This window comes from Candidatus Goldiibacteriota bacterium, assembly GCA_016937715.1.
Taxonomy (GTDB): domain Bacteria; phylum Oederibacteriota; class PGYV01; order PGYV01; family PGYV01; genus PGYV01.
This window is the reverse complement of record JAFGWA010000021.1, coordinates 1-20,925: the sequence shown is the minus strand read 5'-3', so window position 1 is coordinate 20,925 and position 20,925 is coordinate 1. Positions and strand designations below refer to the sequence as shown.

The following is a 20,925-nucleotide window of genomic DNA, read 5'->3' as shown; positions in this document are numbered from 1 at the left end:
ATAACACTAATTAAAGTAAGCGGATTTATAAAAGTAAAATAAAACAATAATGACTCCGAATAACTATAAGATGAACCGCTTAAAAACTGAGGCACCATCATAAACAAATAAAAAACTAATGCCGTAATAAAAAACATCACTATCGACCCCTTACTTATAACACTATAAGTATTCTTCTGCATGTTTCCCATCCCCTTTATGAACAATATCCTGCAGACTGTATTAAAATAATAGATACAATAACAAGCACGTCTAAAAGCAATACAACTATAGAACAAATAAAAAGCTTATTAATAAATTTGCGATTTTTTATCACCAATTCATTTTGCGAACCAGAGAGAGTTTTCATACCGTCTATCATATTCATGACAATAATTATGATAAGGCCTAATGCCCCTGCAATAAACTTATCTGCAAATATAGCATAATTAAATCCAATCAAATTCGTCACTACAGTATATACTGTTAACAAAAAAAGCAGCACCAATCCATGTTTGTGTTTACTTGGATGATACGCCAAGTAGGTAAACGGAGTAATTGCTATTGCCGATAGGAGAATAAATGGCAATGCAACAGTCAAAACAAACGGATCAAAAATTGCTAACGGATAAAACTTTTCTCCGATTGTCATCGCAAAAACCGCACCTATAAAAAGCGCACCAATCCAACTAATCTGAAATGCATGCAATATTTTTTTTACAATATCCAAAATCCCTCCGGAAAGCTGTTTCCCCTTTTCTCTCCCATCAAGCAGTTTCACTGCATTTTGCGATTCAATTATTTCTTTCTCTTTCAATCGTCTTTCTTTATCTTTTTTCAACTCTTCTTCCGTCATTAATATCAAATTAAAGTATTCTATATTTTTAGAACTGCGTTTATATGAAGAAATATATTTTTTTGAATAATCTGCGCTTTTCCGGGCAAAAACCACATAATCTTTTTCCCATTCTTCACCAAACCACCATCCGTATTTATTTTCCCCCTCTTCAGTAATATGTACGGGTTTGCCGTTAATTATTTCAATTACATCTCCACCAAGTACAGCTATTCCTAATTCCGAGCATTTATTTATAATTTCAAGCGCCTGTTCTTTTGATACAGCCCATTCATGGAAACCACCCCATCCATGTTCTGTTAAATTGATTCCAACGCTTAACAGCGTCTTAATTATTTCCGGCTGTTCATCCTGTATAATTCCAAATTGTTCATTAAGTTCATCTGCTAAATTCATGTAAACTCCTATATATTAATCAACAGAACATAAATTGATGCTTCTTTTATTAAAAACCTTACTTCTTAAAACACGCGCCCTAAAGGGACGCGGCTACCAATACAAAAATTAAACCACACTCTTACCTGTCAAAATACTCCCCCGCCGGAATCGCGCCGATTCAATATTTTCGCTCCGTAAAAGAGTTTCCACACTCACCACAAAACTTGCTGTCATTTCGGTTTATTAAACCGCATTGCCTGCAGATACCATTTGACATTCCGGCTTTGATAGCAAAATATAAATACGGTAAACTATGTTTGTTGTATATCATATACTTATCGTCCCAGTTAGCAGTAGTAATATAAATACGCGCAGAATCAAACATTTCACTGCCATACTTAAGTTCTTTGATATTTTTATATTCAATATTTAATTTTTGCCACGCATTTTCAAGTATCAACCCATTGTCGTTAATCTCGACGTATGAAAATCCATTCCTATTAATGGTCTTTGTGTTTCTTGTTTTAATACCAGACCTTATAGGGACTTTTGTTAATTTTGGAATTAAACTCACTCTGTCAAATATTTCATTAACCAATTCATCATATTTTTTCATTTGATAATCAACGAACAAAAGTCTTTTTTTATTTTCATCCAGTAAATCAATGCGCCTCATCGTAATATTTTCACGCAAATATTTAATCTGACTCCATTTAACGGTCTTCTTGCCTGATATACCCCTGAATTCTATCTCATCCTGATCTATAACGACTCTTCTGAATGAAAGAATTACGCCCCATATTAAAAAAAAGGACACAATCGCCGCTACCACTTTAAACACTCCTAAATCTATACTATTTCTTAATAAAGCATCCGCAGTTATCAAAACAGGTAATGGTAGAATCCGCAACAAAATATATCCAAAATTAAACTTATATATTTTCCTTTCCACTCAATACTCCCCTGCCAATATTGCGTAGCTTTTCATGTCCCTGAAGCTGCTTCCCTTATACGCGTATTGTTTTAAGACCCCTTCGCATTTCATTCCGCATTTTTCCAGTACTTTCGCGGATGCGTCATTTTCCGCGTCGCAGTATGCTTCTATGCGGTTTAGTTTTATTTCATTAAACCCGAATTCAATTGTTTTGGCAACTGCTTCTGTCATGTACCCTTTATTCCAGCACTCTTTGCGGATGGCGAACGCTATCTCTGCCCTTTTATTGGCGGAGTAGTACGAAACAAAACCGCAGGTGCCTATTAACTGATTACTTTCTTTAAGAATAACCGCCCAGTTGGAAGGTTTGTTATCCGCGTAACGTTTTGTGATAAACCTTACCAGCACTTTTGAATCTTCAATTGTTTTATGGGCGTCCCATGAAGTGTATTTTGCCACATCCGGGTCAGAGGCAAATTCAAACACCGCATTATAATCATCCGCCTGTACAGGACGCAGAATAAGCCGTTTTGTTTCCAGCACCGGAAGATTTACAAAATGTTTTTTCATTTTCCCCGTCCCGATAATTTAATTAAAAACCGCTCGCAGGTTCGATCCAACAAGAACAAAACAAGTACAAATCCTAAAACCACGCACCCTAAAAGGGTGCGGCTATCCCGCCTTCTTTCGCTCGCAAACTCGCTTCATTGCCGGGATTTCCGCTCGCAGGCTCGCTCCAACCAGTACAGAACAAAACAAGTACAAGTCTAAAACCACGCACCCTAAAAGGGTGCGGCTACCAAGGCATAAAAATACAATTTATAAAAACACCCACAAAACAAACTTAATAATCTTTTGTATGCCCCATTAATGATTTAACTCCGCGGAAGGCAAGGGCAATTTCGCGCGGGGTTCGTATGGATAATAAGCTTTTTAACAGAAACAGCGGGTGTTTGTGAATGTTCCACATCTTCTTGCACCAGTATTCATTATTATAATTGGACTTTAGTATATTATGTTCCATATCCATCTTTTCGTAATCTTTGCCGTCTTCTGTCAGCCAGCCGTTGTTTTCCGCGTCTTTGTACAGCGGGGTGCCGGGATACGGCATTATGATTGACGCCTGCATGGAATCCCCAAAGTGTGTCTTGTACAGCATAAGTTCTTTTGCGGCGGCGTATGTTTTTTTTACCGCGTCTTCATTTTCCCACGGGTAACCCACCATCATTGTCAGCAGCACTTTAAACCCGTACCGCTTTGCCCTTTTTACGTTTTCTATGATATCTTCAATTTTTTCAAGTTTGCCTATCCTGTGAAGTGTGGCAGTATCGCCGGATTCAAGGCCAACCTTCAGCAATCTATAACCTATTTTTTTCATAAGCACGCATTTTTCCTCTGTCAGGTTTTCCGCGCGCGCGTTGGAACTTATTGCAAATTTTCCCTTAATCCCGCGTTTTTCAATTTCAATTAAAAATTCCTGCATCCACGCCGTATTCCAAACAGCGCCGGAATCATTATCGTCAAATATCTCATGCACGCCGTATTTTTTTACCAGCATTTCCACTTCGCCCGCCACGTTAGCGGCGCTGCGCAACCGTGCTTTTCTTGCCCATAACGCGTGCTGCCAGATGCAGAACGTGCAGACTCCGCCTGTTTCTTTTCCTTCGCGGCCGCAGCCGCGCCCCGTTAAAATATACGCGCACGGCCTTAAAAGATACGCTTCGCCGTAAGTTTTCCAGTTTGTCAAATCGCGGTCAATATACGGAAGCGCGTCCAGATTATCATCAAGTTTAAACCTGCCTGAATTTTTTACTTCCCCGTTTTCCCTGTAATAAACCCCCGCGGGCATTTCCCTTTTGCCGGACAGATGCGCCGCAAGCTGTACTGCCAGAATATCATAATCGCCGCCGGTTAAAATAAAATCCGCCGGGCAGCTGTTCATTGACTCTTCGGGAAAATACGTGACATGGTCGCCGCACAGTATTACTTTACACGCGGGATATTTTAACTTGAATTTTTTTACCCATTCCCAGTGAAATTTAATTATAGGAGTCTTGGTTTCCACCATTACTATTTCCGGCGCAAAAGCGTCAAGGCGTCCGTCAAAGCCGCCTTCTGTCATGCCCTCGTTTATTCCGTCAAGAAAAAGCACCTGATGCCCCTGTGCTTTTAAATTGGATGCGGCGTGCGCGGGTATTAAAGGGTATATTTTTATCTGCCTTGAATGGGTGAATTTAAACTGCCTGTTCTGCCCTAAAAGCGGAATTTTTCCGCCGCGGTTTGTTGGGGGATAAATAACGGCAAAACGCATGGTTAATTACTTCTTGGTATTATTTCTACCACAGATAATCCAGCGGGTTTTTTACAGCGCCGTTTCTGAAAATGGAAAAATGCAGGTGCGGCCCTGTGGTGCGCCCCGTGTTTCCGGACTTGGCAATAAGCTGGCCCGCTTTAACGCGCTGCCCCTGTTTTACATGTATCTTGCTTAAGTGGCCGTATAATGTTGAATACCCGTTATCGTGCTGAATGCGTATGTAATATCCGTACCCGTTTGCCCATCCCGCCTCTGTTACTCTTCCTGCGGCGGCAGCGCCGACCCACGTGCCTATCTTAGCGCGGATGTCAACGCCGTTATGATATTTTGTAACTCCCTGTATCAAAGGGTCGTTTCTTGTGCCTATAAGAGAGGTATATTCGCCGGCCAAAGGCGACCTGAAAAGGCGCCTTGTGGCAAAAAGTTTTGACATGTCTTCATTTAAAAAAACCGGTTTCTTTCCCTGTATAAAAAGTATATCCCCTGTTTTCAGCCTTAATCCTATTTTATTATACTGCTTAATATAGTCTTCTGTCACATTATACGCTTCGGCAATTTCTTTTAATGTTTCCCCCGCTTTTACCTGATGAATTGTACCGCCCAGGCTTGGAATCATTATCTGTTCGCCAAGGCTTGCTGTAAGGTTTTTAAACTGCGGGTTGCAGCCCACTATCGTATCTATCGTATAATTTCTTTTCTTGGCAATACCCCAGAAGTTTTCCCCGGCTTTAATTTCATGCACTGAAAATCTGGCTTCTTTTGCCAGCGATTTTTTATTCAGGTAAACAAGGGCAAGTTCCATATCGCGGCTGCAGACATCGGCATAGCTGTCATTCATAAGCTCTGAATAGTCCTGCTTGCTATCTGAAAGAAGCGTATTTCCTGATGTCTTTGGCCTTAAAGGGGCGTTTGCCGCGCTGTCGCCCGCGCTTAACAGGATACCCGCGAAAGTAATTACCATAACAAAAGCTATAAATACAAAAAGCACCGCCACTCTCTGCAGCGACACGTTTTTTAAATGCTTTTTAATAAAATTCTGTAACATTTCACCCGTCCTTGTCTGTTTTTATTATAATTAAAAATATATAGCATATTTAGGGGGAAAGCAAGGGGAAAAACAGAGGGACAGAGGACAAAACAGAGGGACAGAGGGACGGATGCACGGAGGGACGGAAGTAAGACCAAACATCAAAGACAACTGCCCCGGGCTAAAGCCCGCGCCTACCAAATCTAAACCGTACCTCTGTTCCTCACGTTCAATACCGTCCCTCTGTCCCTCCGTCCCTCCGTGCATCCGTCCTTCACGTTCTATTCATTGACGCGGGGTTTTAAATAGGTTATAATTTTTTGACTTACTTATGCAGTTTACGTTATGCCCGGAGGTTTTATTATGCTTCAATACAACAAATCAAGGAAACTTTTCGAGGAAGAATTTTACCATTATGAGCTTCAGGATGTAACTGAACCCCAGCTTTACAGGGACTTCTTTCCTTATGATGATGTCCCCAAAATAGTTTTCAACAACCGGGTCATGCCTATGGACCCGCCGGATGATATCTGGATTACGGATACCACTTTCCGCGACGGGCAGCAGTCGCTTCCCCCTTTTGAAGTTGATGATATTGTCCACCTTTATGACCTTATGCACAAACTTGACGGCAATACAGGTTTAATACGCCAGACAGAATTCTTTTTATACACGGAAAGGGACCGCGCTGCCATTGAAAAATGCCTTGCGCGCGGATACAAATACCCGGAAATTACCGGCTGGATTCGCGCCGTGGAATCTGACTTTAAGCTTGTTAAAGCCATGGGCTTGAAAGAAACAGGAATTTTAACCTCTGTTTCAGACTACCACATCTTTTTAAAACTTAAATGGACCCGCAGGCAGGCAATGGACAATTACCTGAAGATAGCAAAGACCGCGCTTGATAACGGCATAATTCCGCGCTGCCACTTTGAAGACATTACCAGGGCGGATATTTACGGTTTTGTGGTCCCCTTAGCCAACGAACTTATGAAACTTTCCAAAGAATACAATATGCCCGTTAAAATAAGGATGTGCGACACCATGGGATACGGAATCGCAATGCCCGGCGCCGCCCTTCCAAGAAATGTCAACGGCATCGTTTACGCAATGCACCATTTTGCCGGCGTGCCTTCCGAATGGCTTGAATGGCACGGGCACAACGATTTTTACCGCGGGCTTACAAACGGCATTTACGCGTGGATGTACGGCGCGTGCTCTGTAAACGCGGCGTGGCTTGGCATAGGCGAAAGAACAGGCAACACGCCGCTTGAAGCGCTTATCATGGAATATATCTCGTTCCGCGGGCGCGAAGGAAAAGAAACTCTTGATACAACAATTATCACGGAAATAGCGCGCTACATGAACCAGAAGATGGGAATTGAAATAGCCGCCAAACAGCCTCTTGTGGGCAAAAACTTTAACGTGACCAAGGCAGGCATACACGCCGACGGGCTGATGAAGAACGAAGAAATTTACAACATATTTGACACCAAGAAAGTTTTAAACAGGCCTGTCATGGTCGGTATCACTGATAAGTCCGGCGTGTCCGGAATAGCGCTTTGGATAAATTCTTTCTTTGAAATTCCCGACGGCGAAAAACTTGCCAAAGATAACGCCGGCGTTGTAAAAATAAAAGATATCGTGGACAAACAGTATGTGGACGGCAGAATAATCGGCATTGCCGATGAAGAGATGATAACATGGGTGAAGGAATTCCTTCCCGAGATTTATAAAAAATTCGGACCAAACGTAGGAGTGTAAAACATGGCTGAAAAAATTACCGTAAACGAAAAACATGAACTTAAAGTGCCCGACAACCCCATAATATGTTTTATTGAAGGCGACGGCATAGGCCCCGACATCTGGCGCGCCACGCAGTCTGTCGTGGACGCTGCAGTTGAAATCGCCTACAGCGGCGCAAGAAAGATAGAATGGAAAGAGATACTTGCCGGCGAGAAGGCAAAAAACGCAACAGATTCCTACCTTCCGGAAGAGACAATTGACGCGATAAAAGAATACACAGTTGCAATAAAAGGCCCGCTTACAACACCGATAGGCGGCGGCATACGCAGCATTAACGTTACTTTAAGGCAGCGCCTTGACCTTTTCGCGTGCATCAGGCCGGTGCGTTATTTTCAGGGCGTTGATTCCCCTGTCAAAAAACCTCAGGATTTAAATGTAATTATATTCAGGGAAAACACAGAAGACGTTTATTCCGGGATTGAATGGGAAGCCGGAAGCGAAGACGCCAAAAAAGTTATCTCTTTTATCAACACTAATTTTAACAAGACCATCCTTTCCGAAAGCGGCATAGGCATCAAGCCCATGAGTGAATTTGGCACAAGGCGCCTTATGCGCATGGCTATTCAGCACGCAATAAAAAATAAAAATAAAAGCATCACCATAGTCCACAAGGGCAACATCATGAAATTTACCGAAGGCGCGTTTGCAAAATGGTGTTACCGCGAAGCGGAAGAAAACTTCAGGGATGTAATTGTAAAAGAATCCGAAGCCGCAGCCGGCATATCAACAGACGGCAAAATATTAATAAAGGACAGAATAGCGGACGCCATGTTTCAGCAGATTCTGTTAAGGCCGTCGGAATATGACATTATCATCACGCCTAACTTAAACGGAGATTACCTGTCAGACGCCGCGGCGGCGCAGGTAGGCGGACTTGGAATGGCGCCCGGCGCAAACATAGGCAAATACGCCGTGTTTGAAGCCACGCACGGAACCGCGCCTAAATACGCGAACCTGGATAAAGTAAACCCCGGCTCCCTTATGCTGTCGGCCGTTATGATGCTTGAACACCTTGGCTGGCCGGAAGCCGGCAAACTTACCATTGACGGAATTGAACGCACAATTTCAAACAAAACAGTGACATACGACCTTGCGCGCCAGATGGAAGGCGCTGTTGAACTTAAATGCTCGGAATACGGAAAAAAGATTGTTGAAAACATGAAGCTTATAGCAACTGGCATGTAACAGGTTACAAGTAACAGGTTACAAGTTACAACTATCAGGTTAAAGTACAAGTTTTCAGCTGTAACTTGTAACCTGTTAGCTGTTAACTGTCACCTGTCAGTTGTTAGTTGATACCTGTAACTTGTAACCTGTAACTTGTTACTTATCTATCTCCCGGAGGTTTATTATTATGAAACCAAAAATAGGAATTGTTGGCGCAGGAAACGTAGGCGCGTCTGTCGCGCATATCTCACTGATGAGAAACCTTGGCGATATTTATCTGCTTGACCTTTACGCGGACCTTGCAAAAGGCAAAGCCATAGATTTAAACCAGAGCAAGTTTCTTCTGGGTTCAGACTGCATGGTGGAAGGCGGCGGGGATTACGCTAAAATCGCGGAATGCGATTACGTGGTGGTTACGGCAGGCCTTGCCAGAAAACCGGGAATGTCCCGTGATGACCTTCTTTTTGCCAACTTTGACATCATAAAAGGCGTGGCAAATGAACTTAAAAAATCAAAAAAGAACCCTGTTGTAATAGTGGTTTCCAACCCCCTTGACGTTATGGCTTATACCATGCAGAAAGTCACGGGTTTCCCTAAAGAACGCGTGATTGGAATGGCGGGCGTGCTGGACACATACCGCTTTCTTCACTTTATACAGAACGCCACCGGTGCCGCCGCGGACAATATGCAGTCAATAATTTTAGGTTCTCACGGCGACACTATGGTTCCGCTTTTATCCCACACATTTGTTAACGGCGAAGCGCTTGAAACTGTCATACCGCAAGCTGAAGCAGCCGCGCTTGCGGATAAAGCAGCCAACGGCGGGGCTGAAATAGTGGCGCTGTTAAAAACCGGAAGCGCGTATTACGCGCCCGCGGCATCCGTGGTTAAAATGCTGGAAGCAATTATTCAGGATAAAAAATCCGTTATCCCCTGTTCTGTGCTTGCGGAAGGTAATTTTGACATAGACGGAATATACGTGGGATTGCCCGCCGTACTTGGTAAAAACGGCGTTGAAAAAATAGTTACCCTTAAATTAACCGCGCAGGAAACAGAAAAGCTTAAAAAATCCGCGGCAGCCATAAAAGAACAGATTGACAAAATAAACCCGCGTTTTTAAAGGATAATAATTTGAGATTACTGCGTTCGGAAAAGATATCAGAGGCAATTGAACAGCTTGTAATTGACGCCAATTACTTCCTGCCATATGACATAGTCTCAGCGGTAAAAGAAGCCGCCGGGGAAGAAAAAGAAAGAAAAGCCAAAAACGTCCTTTATAAAATTGTGGAGAATTACAAGACCGCCAAAAAAGGCGAATACCCGCTGTGCCAGGATACCGGCATTGTGGTGGTTTTTCTGGAAGTGGGAAACGACGTAAAAATAGAGGGCGACATTTACAAAGCCATAAACCGCGGAGTGGAAGCCGGATATAATAAGGGCTTTTTAAGAAAATCCGTGGCTGACCCGCTGACAAGAAAAAATACCGGCACCAACACACCCTGCGTGGTGCACACGGAAATAAAGCCGGGCAATATGCTTAAAATTTCCATTATGACCAAAGGCGCGGGCGCGGAAAATAAATCCGCGGTTAAAATGCTTACCCCCGCCGACGGCGAAGAAGGAATAATTAATTTTGTGCTGGAAACGGTTAAAAAGGCCGGCGCTTCCGCCTGCCCGCCCTATATAATAGGAATAGGCATAGGCGGCAACCTTGAACGCGCGCCGTATCTTGCCAAAAAAGCGCTGCTGCGCGAAATAGGCAGCACAAATACAAGCAAAGAAGCCGCGGTACTTGAAAAAAAGACACTTAAACTGATAAACAAACTTAACATAGGCCCGCTTGGGTTCGGCGGAATAACCACGGCATTATCGGTAATGGTGGAAACTTTCCCGTGCCACATAGCAAGCCTGCCTGTCGCAGTAAATATTCAGTGCCATTCTTCAAGGCACAAATCTATAACAATATAGTTTTATCCGGAGGACGTTTTGAAAAAGATTACAACCCCGCTTGACGCGGAGACAATAGAGGATTTAACGACCGGCGACGAAGTACTTATTTCCGGCACCATATACACAATGCGCGACGCGGCCCACGCCAGGATAGCGGAAATGGTGGAAAAAAAGGAAAAACTTCCTCTTGATTTTAAAAACCAGATTATTTATTACTGCGGCCCCACACCCGCGCGCGAGGGAAACGTGATAGGTTCTTGCGGCCCCACAACATCATCGCGCATGGATAAATTCACCCCTATGCTTTTACAGCTTGGAATTAAGGGAATGATAGGAAAAGGCGAACGTACCACGCCGGTAAAAGACGCTATTGCAAAGAATAAAGCTGTGTATTTTTCCGCTCTTGGCGGCTTAGGAGCTGAATACGCCAGGTCTGTTATAAAGTCCGAAGTTGTGGCTTTTGCGGAACTTGGCCCGGAGGCAATTTACAAACTGGAAGTGGAAGATTTTTACGCAGTGGTTATAGATGATACAAAGGGAAATGACTTATATTCAATGTTCCACTTCAGTTAAGGATGGCCGGCCTTTTTTATTCCGATATAACAAGCCCGCACGGGAATACCGCCAGAACATCCCTTAAATATAATTTCCTTCCGTCCGCCTTTACCGTTTTACCTGTTATCGCGCACGTAAAAACCTGCGGCGGATCTTCGGGCAGTATTATGTGAGTATCGCCCCAGACGTGTTCGCCTGCCGGCATTTCATCTTCGCGTACCATCATAGAAGTAAACCTTGGCGCCGCAATCACGGCAAGTTTTTTATCTTTATCCCTTGCAAACGTAATAACCTTATCCGCGTGCCTGCCGGCGGTTCTTAAACTTACAAACCCGCCGTTTGTAAAAAGCTGTTCTTCTTTGCGCCTTGCGTTAAGCATTTTAAATATTAAGAACTGCTTTACAAGCCCGCTTTTATACCCTTTTAGAATTTCCGAGGCAAAAGAAGCGTCATTTTCTTTCTCTTTAATGGCCGCGGCATTATTTTGAATCACGGTATAATCCAAAGCCCTTCTGTTATCCGGATCCACAAAAGCAAATTCCCAAAGTTCTGTGCCGCGGTAGAAGTCCGGAACTCCCGGCGCCGCTATTTTTATGCAGGCCTGCGATAATGAATTTAAAACACCGTAAAAAGAAACCTTTTTTACAAAAGGCAGAAAATCGTGCAGAAAATCTTTTCCGGTTACAGGGTCTGTTATCTTCATCGCGAAATCAATTACGGCATTTTCATATATTTCATCAGGCTTTATCCATGCCGTGTATACTTTTGCTTCCCTTACCGCTTTAATCACAAAATCCTTAACCCTTTCCCTGAAACCCGGCACTTCTTCTTCATTAAACGGCCATGCTGACAACAGGGCCTGATACACCATGTATTCGTCATTTTTGCTTATCACAGCCGGCTTTATCGCGTAATTTACAGACGCCCATTTTCTTGCCCTTTCATACCACGCTTTCGGCATTTCCGAAAGTACATTAAGCCTTGCCCTTGAATCCTCCCCCCTTTTTACGTCATGGGTGGACGTGGCATTCATGGTATGCGGCCAAAGCCTGGCGCGTTCCAGGCAGAAATTGTTGAATTCTTTTATACTTATCCCGAATTTATCAGGGCTGCTTCCCACTTCATTTAACGACAGCAGCCTGTTGTAAATATATAAAAAGGTGTCTTCAAATCCCTTTGCCATAAGCGGCCCGGTTAACTGCTGAAGTTTCATAACCACTTTAATCCATCCCTGCTTGGCCTCTTCATCCATAAAATCATCAAATTCAAGCAGTAAAAATTTTTTCATAAAATCAAGTTCGTACGACAGCCCGGGCGCGTTTCTTTTTGCGGCTTCTATTGTTTCCTTTATGTATGCCGTGTCCTTGTCTGTTACGTATTCATTATTTACATACGCCCTGTAAACGGGGAAAAATGCAAGCACCTCCACAAGGGCGCGCTTTATTCCATACATTGTAATGTCGCTTCCATGCCTGTACTTGGACATTATATCCTTGATAGCAGAGGCTAAATTATCCACATCGCCCGCCATTCTCTTTCCTATTATAAGCCTTTTTTTGGCGGTCATCATTCCATAGTAATCAAACTGCGCGCCTGTAAATTTTTCATACGCTTTTGTCATCTCTTTTTCATTTTTCTGCATTATAAAAATACCGTTCACGTAATTCATGAAATCATATCCCGTAGTCCCCTGAACTGTCCAGTAAGCGGGAAGTTTTTCAGCGCTTTCCAGTATCTTTTCCACAACTATATATGCTTCAGGCGCCGCTTTTCTTAAAGTTCTGATATACGCGGTGGGGTCATACAGCCCGTCAATATGGTCTATCCTTAACCCTGATATCAGCCCTTTGGATACAAGTTCAAGAATAAGCCTGTGAACAGCGTTAAACACTTCGGGTTCTTCAACCTTTACGGATATAAGGCCGTTTATATTAAAAAATCTTCTGTAATTTATCTCTTCAGACGCCACTTTCCACAGCGCCAAGCGGAAATACTGCTCTTTTAAAAGCGCGTCCAGAAGGTTGAATGATTCAGGTTTGCCCGGTTCGCCGTTATACAAAGTTACAATCCCGTCAATATATGTTTTTATTTCCCCGCCGGCTTCGTACAATTCCCACAGGATGGATTTTACAAAATCTATCTGCTCTTTTCTTTCGGTGACATCATCAATACCTTTAAGGTTTTTAAGCACATAAAGCGCGCCCGTAAAACGCATATAGTCATTATTTTTTCTGCCCAGCTTTTTTTTAAGTTCATCAATTCCGCCGGTAAAGAAAGAATAATATGATTTTATGGCTATGGGAAAAGAGTGTTCATAATAACCGGCGGTAAGCCCGTCTTTTGAATACTGAACCTTTATTTTTCCGCTCTCAAGCGCTTCGCCGTAGGGTTCTCCAAGAAAAGGCGCCAGAAGCCTGCCGTGCATACTTTCAAATGAATGGCCCCAGTTTATATCAAAAAAATCCTTATATTTGGAATCTATGCCGCTTTCAAGCACATCCATAAGCATGTAATTATCATTTGTAAACGCCATGTGATTGGGCACAATATCCTGAACCCATGACACTCCCTGCCCCGCGCACTCTTTTACGGCTTTTTCAAACCCGGTGATGCCGCCTATTTCGCAGCTTATTTTCCCGGGGTCAGTGACATCATAACCGTGCGTGGAACCTTCAGCGGCTTTAAAAACAGGAGAAGCGTAAACATCGGAAAATCCCATCAAAGACAGGTATCCGGCAAGCTCCGCGGCCCGTGCCAGCGGAAAATCTTTATTAAACTGAAACCTGTATGTAGCGCGCGGTATCTTCATCAGAACACCCTTACTCCAAGAAGTTCCCCGATTGAATTAAAAGCGTCAAGCCACTTCATGGCGTCCGCATCGCCGGATGCCGCTTTTTCCGAATACAATCCGTAAAGCCTTTTTCCCATCCTGTAATAAACATTCTGGGCGCGCCAGAAATTAATATCCTTTTTCATATCATTTAAAACTTCAAGGGTCTCTTTTGTTTTTTCCATAAGCTGTGTGCCGTCTGTTTCTTCCAGCGCCATTTCCATTATATCCGCTATTTCGCCGCCCACAACCATTCTCATGATATTCCTGTCCGGTTCAACCCCCCACTTTTTTATTTCCGTTACAACACGCCCAAGTTCTTCGGGCTGCGGCTCTTTTGTTTCCATCAGCTCTTTCATCCATTCATTTAATACAAATTCCACGGAAGTTAAAAAAGCTTTGGGCACATAAATGCCTTTTTCTTTTATCACCGACATAATCTGGTAATTGGATTCGTAAATCTGTGAATAAAGCGCGGAAATATTGTTCATGATGGGCTGGAATATTTTGTTTAAAATATCGTTCTGCTCCGCTTTAAACAGGTGCCACAGCGAATAGTTATATTTTTCAAACCTTTCATCAATCGCCCTTACCGAATCCTGCACACTGTTGCTTAAAAACGCTTCTTTTATGCTTTTCTGCATTTCATTAAACGTTTCTTCCGTGGTATACGGCCTTACCCCTGCCACAATATTGTGGTCCCCCAGATGCAGCACGGCAAAACTTACTTTTTCCTCTTCAAAAGTAATATCAGACTTCATGTCGGCGTATCCTATGGCAAGCCTCTGCCTTCCGGCTTCCAGTTTTTCAAAACTTCCCACGTTTACGGAATAACAGTAAACTTTTGGATTTTCTTTGTACTCTTCAAAAAGCGACGAAACCGCGAAATGCACGCTTACGCGGAAAAGGTCTATCATAGCGGGTTTTACAAACTTTTCAAACACGCGCGCCCCGTCTTTGTACTCGTGAATATTACTCCTTGCTTTTGCTATTGTGTTTACAAATTCCGGTTCCAGGTCAGGGCCGCCGCACTGCCTTAAAAGCTGTATGGACCTTGCGGCATACTGCATTATCTGCGTTGTCTCTATCCCTGATACTTCGTCAAAAAACCAGCCGCAGCTTGTGTACATTAAAAGCGCGTTGTGCTGAAGTTCAAGCAGCCTTGCAGCCTCTGTCAGTTCTTTGCCTTCCACTTTCCTGCCGGAATGTTCCTGAAGCAGTTTCTGAATTGAATCTTCCCCCGGTTCCAATATTACCTTTATGTAATCATCCCTTAATTTCCACGGCTGCTGCGAATATTTCACGGCGCTTTTTTCATAAAAATCCGCCATTTTATCCCTTGCGATATCAAAAGCTTCCCTTAAAGGTTCACGCCACTTCTGTTCCCAGCCATGCTTTGTCCCGGAATTACAGCCGCAGTCCGACTTCCATCTTTCCACGCCGTGTATACAGCTCCACGAACTGTTGTCATATATTCTGACTTCATACTGAGGCGGGAATTTCTCCAGATACTCCCCAAAAACAGTTATCTTTGCCAGCTGTTTTGTTTCAATTTCATAAACGCAGTACGCAAGCGCCATGTCCCCATGCACCTGATGATGGCCGTAGGTCTCTCCGTCTGTGGCTATGCTTACGATTTCCGGCCCGGTTTCTTCCGCGGAAAAAGCCCCCATAAGCCTGTCCCTTAAAGCCTCTCCGCTGCTTAACAGCCCGCCGAAACCGATATCCTGCGATATAGGGCCGTCATAAAAAAATATATCAATAAACTTTCCCGAAGGAAGAAAACACCTGTAAGGCCGTTTGGGGTCAACCCTGCCTTCGCTTACGCTTTCCCATTCTGTCCCGTTAATTTCTTTTACTTCTGAAGCCTGCCTTGGCGCCAGTATTGTAAACTTTATATTTTCCTGCGCCAGCACTTCAAGGGTCTCTGTGTCCGCCGCGGTTTCAGCAAGCCACATGCCTTCGGGATACCTTCCAAACCTGTGCTGAAAATCCGCGATACCCCATCTTACCTGAGTCTCTTTATCCCGCTTTGACGCAAGCGGCATTATTATATGATTATACACCTGCGCCAGAGCTGACCCATGCCCGCCAAAATTCTTGCGGCTTAAGATATCAGCTTCAATTATGGACCTGTATACTTCAGGTTTTTTCTTTTCCATCCAGGATAAAAGCGTGGGACCAAAATTAAAACTTATCTTTGAATAATTATTCACAATGTCAATTATTTTACGTTCATCATCCAGTATCCTTGACGCGGCATTCGGAGCGTAACATTCCGCGGTTATCCTTTCATTCCAGTCATGGTATGGGAACGCGGAGTCCTGAAGTTCTATCTCTCTTAGCCACGGATTTTCCCTTGGCGGCTGATAAAAATGGCCGTGCACGCATATGTATTTGTTCATTTATCCTCCTTAACATAAAATCCAAAAGATAAAGGGTTTATTATCAAGCCGCCGTCTCCAGCCTTTAGCGTGTATCCGTCCGCGTTAAGCTTATACGCTGCCTCCCCAAAATTAAGCGCAAGCACGCTTTTTCCCGTTTCGCATTCATATTCAATTATAACACAGGATTCTTTAAGGCTTACCTGCCTGCGTGTTTTTTCATCATTAAAACACCGTGTTTTTTTGCGTATTTCAATCAGCCGCGTGTACAAATCAAACATTTCCGCGCCCGCGCCTTTTTCATGTTTTGAAAAATCAGGGGACGAATTATAAAAAGTATTTTCAGAGAAAGGATCAGGCGGTTCTTTGCCGCCTTGTAAAAATCCCGAAAACTCTTTTTTGCGGCCTTCCCTTACCCCTTCTATAAGCCCTTTGTCCGTATGGCTGACAAAATATAAAAACGGCTTTGTTTCGCCGTATTCTTCGCCCATAAATAAAAGCGGCACAAAGGGGGAAAGCAGGCACGCGGCCGCAGCCAGCTTTGCCTTTTTTTCACCGCATATGGAAATCAGCCTGTCTCCTTCGGCCCTGTTTCCAATCTGGTCGTGGTTCTGAATAAAAGACACAAACCGCCCGGGATCTATACCGCGCACGGAAGTGCCGTGTTCTTTTTTCCTGAACTTTGAATATTGCCCGTCATAAACAAAAACACTTTCCATAGCTTTTGCCACGTCAGCAGCACCATTAAAATCTCCGTAATAACCGCCGGTTTCCCCTGTAAGCGCGCTGTGCACGGCGTGATGAAAATCATCCGACCACTGCGCGTCAAGGCCGTATCCGCCGCTCTGAATATCTTTTACAAGGCGGCTGTCATTAAGGTCGCTTTCAGCAATTACATAAGCTTTTCTCTGCCCTGCCATGCAGAAATCCGAAACTTTTTCCTTTATCTCTCGCAATATGTGTTTTTCGCTGTTGTCAAAAATAGCGTGTACCGCGTCAAGCCTTAACGCGTCCACGTGAAAGCTTTCTATCCAGAACACGGCATTCTGAATGAAAAAATCCCTGACACCCTCGCTGTGTTCCCCGTCAAAATTAACCGCATCCCCCCACGGCGTTTTATATCTGTCCGTAAAATACGGCCCGTAACTGCCGGTATAATTTCCTTCCGGCCCAAGATGATTGTAAACAACATCCATAATAACAGCGATATTATTTTTATGAAGTTCATTGATAAGATATTTAAGTTTTTCCGGGCCGCCGTAAGTGTCCTGCGGGGCAAAAGGGTATGTGCCGTCATATCCCCAGTTGCGGCCGCCCGGAAACTGCGCCACAGGCATTATTTCCAGCGCGTTTATCCCCAGTTTTTTCAGGTACGGTATCATTAAAACAGCGGAATCAAAGGTGCCTTCAGGCGTGAAAGTCCCTATATGGGCTTCATAGATTATCATTTTTTTTAAATCCGGAGGTGAAAAACCTTCATCACTCCACGGAAACATGTTCTGATCATATATAACAGAAGGTCCGTGAACGCCCTGATTCTGCCAGTAAGACGCGGGATCCGGCCTTTTATCTTTTCCGTCAATAAGATACATGTATTCCATCCCAACGGTTACATCCGGCACCATTGCCCTGAAATAGCCGCCCTTATCCTTTTCCATATACAGAATGGGCCGCGGATATCCATTTATCACAAGCTCTATCCGTTCTTTAAGCGGAGCCCATACACAAAACTCACAGGCGCCGCCCTTAAAAAAGGCGCCGTGTTTCATCGTTCCCCCTTTTTTATTTATAAATAATTTTATCACACATGCACAGTTTATGAACAAAAAAAATGCCTTATTTAAAAAGGAAACTTTGGCGGGCTGTTCCGGATAAAACAGTCATTATTTTTTTGGATGCTTTTTTTGCCGGATAGTATGCTGTTATTTAAAAAGAATATCACTTAATAATAATTTCGCCCATTTCCCTGCACCCTTTACAGTAGCTTTTTGCGTATTCCCATTCGTCATTGTCATTTAATATCATATCCCAGTACGGAAAAGAGCTGCACTGGACAGGCCTTGCCTTGTATATTTCGCACCTGCCGTTTTTCAAAAATATGCAGGAACTGTTAACCCCCGCGGGCAATACCCGCCCGATGTGATGCACCCATCGCACGTATTTATCCCGAAACTGTTTTTCTGTCATTTTAAGGTGGCGGCTGATATTTTTAATGTCAGTATTAGTGACGTGAATATACCCTTCCACTTTGCAGCAGTCCCCGCACGCCTGACATTTAAAACTTTTATTGAATTTTCTTCTTTTATTCTTCTTCATAATATAAAAATCCTCCTTAATAATATTAACCACAATATCATAAGGAGGATTTAAAAGTACAGCGTGATTTTTATATTATCTTTTATCGTAGAGACGCATCATGATGCGTCTAAGGTTTGTGTTTTTAAAAACGAGGCGCAATATATTCCGCCTCTACATTAAAATACAAATACCTAAAAATAAAAAAACCGCGGGCTCATGTGAATCTTATGCCGCGGCTCTTTTATCGCTCGTTCACCGTTTGTCTTAGCCACTCACTGATTGTATCACTCGCACACAGTTCGTCTTTATTACATTAGCAAATTTATAAACCTTGATAATCCTAAAACAACCGGATTGTTCTTAGTAAACCTCTCAAATACACCTTCTTTATATAAACCTGACACTTTGTAATAAACAAAACCGGCAAACACCGCAAAAAACGCCGCCCATATTATTCTGCTGATAAAAAGCAATATAAATACCCATGCCGGTAATTTGTAACTTTTGCCGGATACAGACTTAATTGTATTACCTACAAATTCATCCGCCTGCCCGAATATCCTCCACGCGCCTGCGGCAGAAGCGCCGTTAAGCGCGTTATCCTTCAGCTTATTCACGCCTTTGTAAAGAGCGTTAATTTCCGCGGTTCTTTGCGGGCTTACTTTGGCAAAATAGTTAAGTGTTTCTTTTATATTCTTGAAAACTTCATTTACCCCGGCCGGTACCACCGCCGCTTCAGCCTGCATTGAAACCAATTCTGATATATTTTTTCTTAACATTATGGCTTCTGAATATATCTTTTTATCCTGCGACACCAGCACTGCAATCTTATTTTCCTGAGATGTAATCATTAAATTAGAGACTGCAGAAAAAACTACCGCCGCTGCTAATATCACCAGTGAAACTTTAAACCCTTTTGTTATTTTGTTCATTTTTACTCCTCCGCATTGTTTATATACCTATTATGTAGCAATAAACATACCGGAGTTATTACCTTTAAAATAAGAGGTTTTTATAAAAGTGTAGGATTTCAACTGTCCTATATCTGCAAATTGCATCAGATTTTCATTACAGCCGCAGAAAATCACGAAATAAAGAAACCAGAAGGTGGCTCATAGAATCTTGGGATGGATTTAGAAGCCGGGGATCCTTCGGGCTATGGAATATGCTTTATATGTCTATTTATATTTGAAATTATATCAAAGCTTTATGTTTTATAAAAGAAAAAATCTTTAAATAATTGTCCACCTTACAATTACCGTTCCGATTCTATAAATATCATTTTTTATTACAAGCATACAAAAAAAGAAGCCCGAAGGTGGCTAATAGAATCTTGGGAGGGATTTAGTAGCCGGAGATCCTTCGGGCTATATAATCGGTTTTAACTGTTTATTGATATTTGAAATTATATCAAAGGTTTATCTTATATAAAAGAAATAAAAATAATAAATCTTAAAAATAAATCTTATAACTATTTAGTAGTTATTTATTCCACAATAACATCCCCGCACACAAAGAGTGACTGCTTTCCTGCCCGTTATTATCAGTATGCCTTTGGCGTTTCAATCCACCGACCTGTGCGAAGGCGATAGTTTGTGGTTTTTCCCACTCCGCCTTTTTTATTGTTTCAATCCACAGCCTGTCTCCACTAATTCAAATAATACCTATTCACAATGGAAACACGCCGACGGTATTCGTCATATCTACCCTGATAACCGTTTCAATCCACGCTCCCGCGCAGGAGCGACCTGCCAGCTTATTTTAGACTTTAAGGGCGTTAAGTTTCAATCCACGCCCCCGCGCGGGGGGCGACGTCTGCTTTTTCAGCATCTATGAGCAACAGCTGAGTTTCAATCCACGCCCCCGCGCGGGGGGCGACATAGCGGCGGCCCGAATATCCAAAATTGTAGCGGTTTCAATCCACGCCCCCGCGCGGGGGGCGACTTTACCTGTAAAAAGTTTATTAATTTATTTACTCCGTTTCAATCCACGCCCCCGCGCGGGGGGCGACGTGTTGACCATTTTGAAATCATACTTGCTACAACGGTTTCAATCCACGCCCCCGCGCGGGGGGCGACCCTCTTGTCAGTTCTCTTTTTTCTCCCATTGTCTGTTTCAATCCACGCCCCCGCGCGGGGGGCGACGCTCGCTGTCGCTGGCGCGTATGCAATAGGAACGGGTTTCAATCCACGCCCCCGCGCAGGGGGCGACATCCAAATTTCTTATATCTGTACCGGTAGGTAATGTTTCAATCCACGCCCCCGCGCGGGGGGCGACATGGCCGCGCTTGAAGAATTAGGAAAACAAGCTGTTTCAATCCACGCCCCCGCGCGGGGGGCGACTCGTGTTTTTATTATATAAATATGGCGACGAAAGTTTCAATCCACGCCCCCGCGCGGGGGGCGACCTATACCTTATGTATATTTGTGCCTTTGACCGCCTTGTTT

Annotated in this window: 15 protein-coding genes and 1 CRISPR repeat array; of the genes, 5 read left to right on the top strand and 10 right to left on the bottom strand. The window is 43.3% G+C overall.

From position 1 onward, the window contains the following. Nucleotides 1-196: 196 nt before the first annotated feature. The 5 genes from JXR81_02625 to JXR81_02605 all read right to left on the bottom strand — a co-directional run bounded on the left by JXR81_02625 (nt 197) and on the right by JXR81_02605 (nt 5,506). Nucleotides 197-1,231, bottom strand: a complete 1,035-nt coding sequence (locus JXR81_02625; GenBank protein ID MBN2753743.1) for a hypothetical protein — start codon at nt 1,229-1,231, stop codon at nt 197-199. A gap of 160 nt (nt 1,232-1,391) precedes the next feature. After that, a complete protein-coding gene (locus tag JXR81_02620; protein ID MBN2753742.1) occupies nt 1,392-2,165 on the bottom strand; it encodes a hypothetical protein in 774 nt (257 codons plus the stop codon). Further along, entirely contained in the window at nt 2,166-2,717 is a 552-nt protein-coding gene (locus tag JXR81_02615; protein MBN2753741.1) for a GNAT family N-acetyltransferase, read from the bottom strand. Nucleotides 2,718-2,991: 274 nt separating this feature from the next. Continuing rightward, complete coding sequence (locus JXR81_02610; protein ID MBN2753740.1) at nt 2,992-4,458, bottom strand: radical SAM protein; 1,467 nt, start codon at nt 4,456-4,458, stop codon at nt 2,992-2,994. A 25-nt stretch (nt 4,459-4,483) separates the two neighbouring features. Then, nucleotides 4,484-5,506 carry a peptidoglycan DD-metalloendopeptidase family protein gene (locus tag JXR81_02605; protein ID MBN2753739.1) on the bottom strand — a complete coding sequence of 341 codons (1,023 nt, stop codon included), beginning with the start codon at nt 5,504-5,506 and terminating at the stop codon, nt 4,484-4,486. Nucleotides 5,507-5,851: 345 nt separating this feature from the next. Between JXR81_02605 and JXR81_02600 the strand changes: the two genes are divergently transcribed. The 5 genes from JXR81_02600 to JXR81_02580 all read left to right on the top strand — a co-directional run bounded on the left by JXR81_02600 (nt 5,852) and on the right by JXR81_02580 (nt 10,984). Continuing rightward, complete coding sequence (locus JXR81_02600; protein MBN2753738.1) at nt 5,852-7,252, top strand: 2-isopropylmalate synthase; 1,401 nt, start codon at nt 5,852-5,854, stop codon at nt 7,250-7,252. 3 nt (nt 7,253-7,255) lie between these two features. After that, on the top strand, nt 7,256-8,479 hold the full coding sequence (gene icd / locus JXR81_02595) for an isocitrate dehydrogenase (NADP(+)) (GenBank protein MBN2753737.1): 1,224 nt from the start codon (nt 7,256-7,258) through the stop codon (nt 8,477-8,479). A gap of 169 nt (nt 8,480-8,648) precedes the next feature. Continuing rightward, the gene (locus JXR81_02590; GenBank protein ID MBN2753736.1) at nt 8,649-9,581 is read left to right on the top strand and encodes a malate dehydrogenase; all 933 of its coding nucleotides are present in this window, start codon (nt 8,649-8,651) and stop codon (nt 9,579-9,581) included. Between the two features lie 11 nt (nt 9,582-9,592). Then, nucleotides 9,593-10,429 (top strand): fumarate hydratase, encoded by an 837-nt coding sequence (locus tag JXR81_02585; protein ID MBN2753735.1) that lies wholly within the window; start codon nt 9,593-9,595, stop codon nt 10,427-10,429. 18 nt (nt 10,430-10,447) lie between these two features. Beyond that, on the top strand, nt 10,448-10,984 hold the full coding sequence (locus JXR81_02580) for a Fe-S-containing hydro-lyase (GenBank protein MBN2753734.1): 537 nt from the start codon (nt 10,448-10,450) through the stop codon (nt 10,982-10,984). Between the two features lie 16 nt (nt 10,985-11,000). Here JXR81_02580 and treY read toward each other — a convergent pair whose 3' ends face one another. From treY to JXR81_02555, 5 genes are all read right to left on the bottom strand, one after another. Continuing rightward, nucleotides 11,001-13,775, bottom strand: coding sequence for a malto-oligosyltrehalose synthase (gene treY / locus JXR81_02575; protein ID MBN2753733.1), 2,775 nt, complete (start codon nt 13,773-13,775; stop codon nt 11,001-11,003). Beyond that, on the bottom strand, nt 13,775-16,201 hold the full coding sequence (locus tag JXR81_02570; GenBank protein MBN2753732.1) for a DUF3536 domain-containing protein: 2,427 nt from the start codon (nt 16,199-16,201) through the stop codon (nt 13,775-13,777). The genes treY and JXR81_02570 overlap by 1 nt, the downstream gene beginning before the upstream one ends. Next, on the bottom strand, nt 16,198-17,949 hold the full coding sequence (treZ, locus tag JXR81_02565; GenBank protein ID MBN2753731.1) for a malto-oligosyltrehalose trehalohydrolase: 1,752 nt from the start codon (nt 17,947-17,949) through the stop codon (nt 16,198-16,200). The genes JXR81_02570 and treZ overlap by 4 nt, the downstream gene beginning before the upstream one ends. A 169-nt stretch (nt 17,950-18,118) precedes the next feature. Continuing rightward, nucleotides 18,119-18,496, bottom strand: coding sequence for a YkgJ family cysteine cluster protein (locus tag JXR81_02560; GenBank protein ID MBN2753730.1), 378 nt, complete (start codon nt 18,494-18,496; stop codon nt 18,119-18,121). A 290-nt stretch (nt 18,497-18,786) separates the two neighbouring features. Next, entirely contained in the window at nt 18,787-19,410 is a 624-nt protein-coding gene (locus JXR81_02555) for a hypothetical protein (GenBank protein MBN2753729.1), read from the bottom strand. Nucleotides 19,411-20,195: 785 nt separating this feature from the next. Continuing rightward, nucleotides 20,196-20,885: direct repeats of the CRISPR family, unit length 32 nt; unit sequence GTTTCAATCCACGCCCCCGCGCGGGGGGCGAC. Between the last annotated feature and the right edge of the window lie 40 nt (nt 20,886-20,925).